A 6,048-nucleotide genomic window follows, 5' to 3' on the forward strand; every position below is an offset into this window, starting at 1 on the left:
ATATTGAAATCTGTAATGCTCGAAGCAATGAGAGCATGTCTCCCATCTCGGACATACTGGCGCATGCCCTCGCGCGCTCTTATTTTTCCTGTGTTTTTGAAATTTTTCATAATGAAGCAGATGAAAGAATTGCTGCTCCATATATACAAGAACTTGTCTACTTTTATCACAGTGGTTATGCAAGTTTATTTGATAAGCTGCGTTCATAGTCGAAATATAATAGCAAGAAAAGCCGCCCGCGGAGTTAAACCGCAAGCGGCTCTGGTTTAGGGTAACAGCATAGCTGTTATATCAAACAAGACTACTTTTTTGCCTTGCCTTGGTTGGCGACAGCGTTAATCTTTGCCTCAATGACGGCAGGATCGCCGATGTAACGCTTGTCGATAACGTTCCAGTCCTTGTCAAAGGTGTACGCACAAGGAACACCAGTAGGAATGTTGACCTCAAGAATCTGCTCAGGAGTAAGGTGCTCAAATTGCATCACAAGAGCACGCAGACTGTTGCCGTGAGCGACGATGAGCACGCGCTTGCCAGCCAACATCTGAGGCTTAATCTCGGACTCAAAGTACGGCCATGCACGAGCGATGGTGTCCTTGAGGCACTCGGTGTAAGGCAACTCCTCCTGAGGTACATCGCGGAACTGATCTTGGACGTGAGGATCGCGCTTATCGCCAGGCTCTAGCGCAGGTGGACGTACATCAAAGGAGCGACGCCAAATTTTGACCTGCTCATCGCCGTGCTCTGCAGCAGCATCAGCCTTGTTGAGACCCTGAAGTGCGCCATAGTGACGCTCGTTAAGACGCCATGTCTTATACACAGGTAGCCAATTGCGATCCATCTCATCAAGAACGTGGTTGAGGGTATGGATAGCACGCTTGAGCAGGGAGGTATAGCAGAGATCAAAGTCAAAGCCTTCCTCCTTGAGCGCACGGCCACCTGCCGCAGCCTCCTCGCGGCCTGTCTCGGTAAGATCTACATCTGTCCAACCAGTAAAGAGGTTGAGCTTGTTCCACTCACTTTCGCCGTGACGAATAATGACAAGTTGCATGTTTTGGTTGTCTGCCATCTGTTCCTCTTTCCTGTCTTGTCCCTACGCGGTAATCCGCGATCTGTTAGTTCTTATTGTAAGCGAGAACGAGGTCCGTATGTTCCTCACGTAGCAATCAACGTATTACTACCGTAAGGTAGAGTTTGTTGGGTATAGTTATACTTGTCTAACAAAGATGAGGGGGTCCCATGGTTGATGTGATTGTTCTAGCGCTCGTTGGACTGGGTGTATTTTTGGTGTTTCGTTCTTTCAGAAAAGGTAGAGGAGAGTGTGCGAGTTGTGGCAGCTCTGGTACCTGCAAGGCACGAGCTGCGGGTTCAGGTCATTGTTCTGCTGCAGCCGATATGCTCCAGCGCGCAAATTCTGCTCTTGAAAAGGACATACAAGGTCGTTAGCCTACCTTTTGCAGAGTTCAGTCAAAACAGGTAACAGAGACGAAATTTATGTATGGAATACTTCGATGTTCGACTATAGATATGTGCAGTTTTGCTGGACTGCCCCGTGCAAGAGCGGTACAGAGTTTGTCTGGCACGATATGTCTGAGGGAGGCATTGAATGAGCGATGACAGAAACATCGATTTCGTTCTGCGTACGGTAGAAAAGCGCAACATTCGTTTTATTCGACTGTGGTTTACCGATATGCTCGGCACATTAAAATCTTTTGCTATTTCAGCTGAAGATTTGGAAGAAGCTTTTGAAGAGGGCATTGGCTTTGATGGTTCCTCCGTTGATGGCTTTGTACCGCTTGAAGAATCTGACATGCTCGCTTTTCCTGATGCTTCGACTTTTCAGATTTTGCCAGGCAACTCCTCTGAAGGTCCCTCTGCGCGTATCATTTGCGACATCGCCACACCTCGTCGTGAGCCTTTTGAGGGTGATCCTCGTACCTGCCTCAAAACATTCTTTGAAAATCTTGATGAAAAGGGCTATGTAGCCAACATTGGTCCTCGTATCGAGTACTTTTACTTTGCTTCAGATGGTTCCGCTCGTCCCAATCAAGTGCGTCCTTTGGACTACGCAGGCTACTTTGATTTGACTTCTTTTGATTCAAGTTCTGATTTGCGTCGCGATACTACCATGATGCTTGAGCGCATGTCAGTACCTGTAGAGTATAATTTCCACTCCAGTGCGCCCTCGCAAAATGCTGTTGAACTACGCTTTACCGAGGCTCTTACTGCTGCTGATAACATCATTACCGCGCGTTATGTCATCCGCTCGATGGCTCAGGAAAACGGAGTGTTGGCATCCTTTATGCCCAAGCCAATGAGTGAGTATACGGGCTCTGGAATGTTTTTGTATCAGTCGCTGTTTGACCTCGATGGCAATAACGTTTTTTGGGGCCCGCGCGATGGCGACTCCGATGCACCACATGCACACTTCTCTGAGCTGGGTTGCCAGTACATGGCAGGTCTTCTTAAATATGCACCCGAGTACACCTTAATTTGCAACCCGACAATTAATTCTTATAAGCGCTTGGTGCCTTCAGGGGATGCACCTGCTTATGCTACCTGGGGATTCAAAAATCGTAACGCTCTGGTGCGCGTTCCTCTACACAAACCAGGCAAACACCAGTCTGCCCGCTGTGAGCTACGTAGCCCCGATCCTTCTGCTAATCCTTACCTTGCTATTGCAGCTACTCTTGCTGCGGGTATGCGCGGTATTGAAGAGGGGCTGGTACTCCCCAGTGAAGTCAATGCTGAGACTTTGGCAAAAGGTCCTGCCGAGCTTGCACGTCTGGGTGTAGCCTCATTGCCGCGCACTTTAGGCGAGGCTTTAGACCTCTTTGAGAAGAGTGAACTCATGCGTGAAGTACTGGGCGACCACATTGTTTCTTATATGCTTGAAGCAAAGCATAAGGAGTGGGATGAATACTGTAGTGCCGTTACTGACTGGGAACGTGATAGGTATTACGCAGGTATTTAACTCTTTAAGGCTTCAGCTGGTTAAATATATTTGCAAAAAACGAGTCTCTGGTAATACTAGAGACTCGATGTGGGTTTTCATATTCGTGTCCAATCTTATATCAATATGCTATTCTTTTTTGAAATGTGCAGGGCCTTTGGCACTGTCTTAGCAAAAGAGTACGGGGAGCAAGCACATGCATCATAAGAATATCTTGCTCATTGCGAAGTCTGATCGCTACCATGCAAGAATGAGCGAGCTTACGCATAAGCTTGACGTTTCGGTTGCACTAGCCACGCCTGCTACGTTTTCGCAGGCAATTTCTTCGGGTCATGAGTTTTCTTTAGTAATTGTTGATCCTGAAGGTATGGAAAATGAAACACTCACCAGCGTTGATAGCTACGTTGCCGACAACGGACTCATCCCTCGTCTCTATATTATGGATGAGCATAAACTCAGCAAATTCCATTTGCCCGTTCAGGGTCACAATGATTTTATCTGCTCTACTGCCAGCGATGCTGAGCTTGAAGTGCGTTGTTCTCTACTGCTGTGGCCTGGCGAGGAAAATGCTCCCGATGACATTATTACTGTTGATAATATGACGATTAACCTAGCCACCTATCAGGTCTATATCAATGAGAAGAGCGTTGACTTAACGCTGATGGAGTACTCACTGCTGTCCTTCTTGGCTACACACCCATCGCGTGCTTATTCGCGCGAAGCGCTGCTTCATCGCGTGTGGGGCTTTGAGTATTGTGGTGGTACTCGTACGGTTGATGTTCATATCCGACGCGTTCGCTCCAAGGTAGGTCCTCAGATTGCGGCTCATATTGTGACCGTACGTGGCGTTGGTTATCTCTTCAAGATCTAAGCTGTGGATTAAAAATTTATATCTCAAATCTTTGTAGCTAGGTTTAGTCCTAGCTACAATTTTTTGAACAAGCACGATGCGACAGGTATTTGATAAAGCCGCAGGATGTAATTTGAGAATCATTACGCCTTACTGTTTTTTGTAAAATGTACTCTTCGTGCGTATTGAGTATGAGCACTTTCATTAAGGGTAAATTTTTCTTGTATTTGTGGCTTGGCATACAAGCAGTGCCAAAGCAAAGGAGCGACGATGAGTGAATTTGATGATCAGCCCAGCTTTGATAAGCAGAGTTCTACCTCTGAACAGTCTGCACAGGTGAGTCCTGCAGTACCGCCCACGGCAGTACAACCGCGTCCCACACAAAACTATGGTGGTGCAAATGGTCCTGTGGGTAATCAGCCTACAGCTGCGCCCTCGCTGCACAATACTCATAAGCAAAAGCGCAGTGGAGCCAAGCATTTTCTGCAGGGCGTACTTGGTGGTGCGGTAGGTGCTGGTGCACTGGTGGCGATACTTCTTGGTACAGGAACTCTTGGATCAAAAGTTATTACCACAACCGCAGGTCCGAGTAGCAAGATAACAATCAATGCCAGCAGTGAGAATGCTTCAATTGCGGGGGCGGTAGCTACCAAGTGTTTGCCTTCGGTTGTGTCCATTGGTGTCAAAACTCCACGCGGGGAAGCGCTCGGTTCTGGCGTTATTTTGGACAAAAAAGGCAATATCATTACCAACTATCATGTAGTTGAAAATGCCCAGTCGCTTACGGTTGATATTGAGGGAAAAACTTACAATGCCAAGGTTGTAGGCTCAGATAGCTCCTCTGACATCGCTGTTATCAAAGTTGATCTCAAGGGTGCGAGCGTAACTCCTATTGATATTGCCGACTCTGATAAGTTGGTTGTTGGTGACTGGGTTATGGCTATTGGCAGTCCCTTTGGTCTCAATCAGTCTGTTTCGACGGGTATTGTCTCGGCTTTGTACCGCTCAACCTTGTTGCCTTCTTCTTCGGGTACCACGGTTTACGCGAACCTTATTCAGATTGATGCTGCTATCAATCAAGGCAATTCCGGCGGTGCCCTGGTTAATGATAAGGGTGAGCTCGTAGGTATCAATACGCTGGTAGAGTCCTCAAGTGGTGACTTTTCGGGCATTGGTTTTTCTATTCCGGGAAATTACGCCGTAAATATTGCCAAGAAAATTATCGCTGGTGAAAAGGTCACTCATGCCTATATTGGCGTGTCGATGCTGACAGTTAACTCTCAAAATTCCAGTGGTCTTTCTGTTGACAAGGGCGCCTATGTGGCACAGGTTGATAAGGATGGTCCTGCCGCAAAGGCTGGTATCAAGAAAGGCGACATCATTACTGCAATTGATGATGACAAGATTAGTTCCGCTGATGGCGTGATTTTGAGCATTCGTAGTCATGCAGAGGGCGATGAAGTCAAGGTCACCGTCAATCGTAATGGCACAGAAAAGAGCTTTACGGTAACGCTGGGCAATGATGAGGAACTACAGACCCAACAACAACTCATGAGAAACAATCATCAAAACGATCAAAATTCTCAAGATTACAATCCTTTTGAAGGCTTTGGCGAGTAGATTTATTTATTTTGTTTGTGTAGAGAAGTACACCAAGGCTGTCACCTGTTGGCAGCCTTTTTGCTGTCCGGTGCTTGTGAGAAGATAGACGTCAAGCAAAGCTAGCGGAAGGAAAACTCATGAGCGATATCGTTTGTCCTAACTGCGGCACGCATTTTACCGTTGATGAAAGTGGTTACGCTCAAATTGTTGCGCAGGTGCGAGACAAGGAATTCAAACGTGAGCTTGAGGCACGTGAGAATTTGCTGCGATCTGATAGTCAAAAGTCTCAGCAGCTCGAGCTAGCAAAACTTCGCGATCAGCTCTTAGCTGATGCAGCCAAAGACAAACAAAGTGCTGCCCATGAGCTTGCTCAGCGCGATGCTCAGCTCGCAGAACTCAGAGCTCAAATTAAAGCTGCTCAGGATACTCGCGATCAAGCAGTACGTCTTGCTGAAACCCAAGCTATCCAGCAGATACAAACTCAACTAGCCGAGCGTGATGCTCATATTGCTCAACTGACAGCTCAGCTTGCTTCTCAAAAAGATACGCTTCAGGCACAAAACGAACTCGCGCTTGCCAAGCTGTATGCTCAAGCCCAAAAAGAGCGAGATGAACTGACTTCTCAGCTTGCGCTTGCAAAAAGCGA

6 protein-coding genes and 1 pseudogene are annotated in these 6,048 nt (G+C 47.1%); 6 read left to right on the forward strand and 1 reads right to left on the reverse strand.

What is annotated here, in order from left to right; translation table 11 throughout:
- The coding region (locus Q0X25_RS06670; protein WP_298580297.1) for a hypothetical protein at positions 1-209 on the forward strand (209 nt) is incomplete at its 5' end.
- Between the two features lie 92 nt (positions 210-301).
- Here the strand turns inward: Q0X25_RS06670 and gpmA are convergent.
- A complete protein-coding gene (gene gpmA, locus Q0X25_RS06675) occupies positions 302-1,066 on the reverse strand; it encodes a 2,3-diphosphoglycerate-dependent phosphoglycerate mutase (RefSeq protein ID WP_298580300.1) in 765 nt (254 codons plus the stop codon).
- A gap of 170 nt (positions 1,067-1,236) precedes the next feature.
- Here gpmA and Q0X25_RS06680 point away from each other — a divergent pair, with 170 nt between their 5' ends.
- From Q0X25_RS06680 to Q0X25_RS06700, 5 genes and pseudogenes are all read left to right on the forward strand, one after another.
- Positions 1,237-1,443: a FeoB-associated Cys-rich membrane protein gene (locus Q0X25_RS06680; protein ID WP_298580303.1), complete on the forward strand. Its 207-nt coding sequence runs from the start codon at positions 1,237-1,239 to the stop codon at positions 1,441-1,443.
- A gap of 160 nt (positions 1,444-1,603) precedes the next feature.
- Complete coding sequence (locus Q0X25_RS06685; protein ID WP_298580306.1) at positions 1,604-2,971, forward strand: glutamine synthetase family protein; 1,368 nt, start codon at positions 1,604-1,606, stop codon at positions 2,969-2,971.
- A 175-nt stretch (positions 2,972-3,146) separates the two neighbouring features.
- Positions 3,147-3,821, forward strand: a complete 675-nt coding sequence (locus Q0X25_RS06690) for a response regulator transcription factor (protein ID WP_298580308.1) — start codon at positions 3,147-3,149, stop codon at positions 3,819-3,821.
- Between the two features lie 249 nt (positions 3,822-4,070).
- The gene (locus tag Q0X25_RS06695; protein WP_298580311.1) at positions 4,071-5,420 is read left to right on the forward strand and encodes a S1C family serine protease; all 1,350 of its coding nucleotides are present in this window, start codon (positions 4,071-4,073) and stop codon (positions 5,418-5,420) included.
- Positions 5,421-5,539: 119 nt separating this feature from the next.
- A pseudogene (locus tag Q0X25_RS06700) lies at positions 5,540-6,048 on the forward strand (hypothetical protein); the annotation flags it as partial.

This window comes from uncultured Olegusella sp. (assembly GCF_947253395.1).
GTDB lineage: Bacteria > Actinomycetota > Coriobacteriia > Coriobacteriales > Atopobiaceae > Olegusella.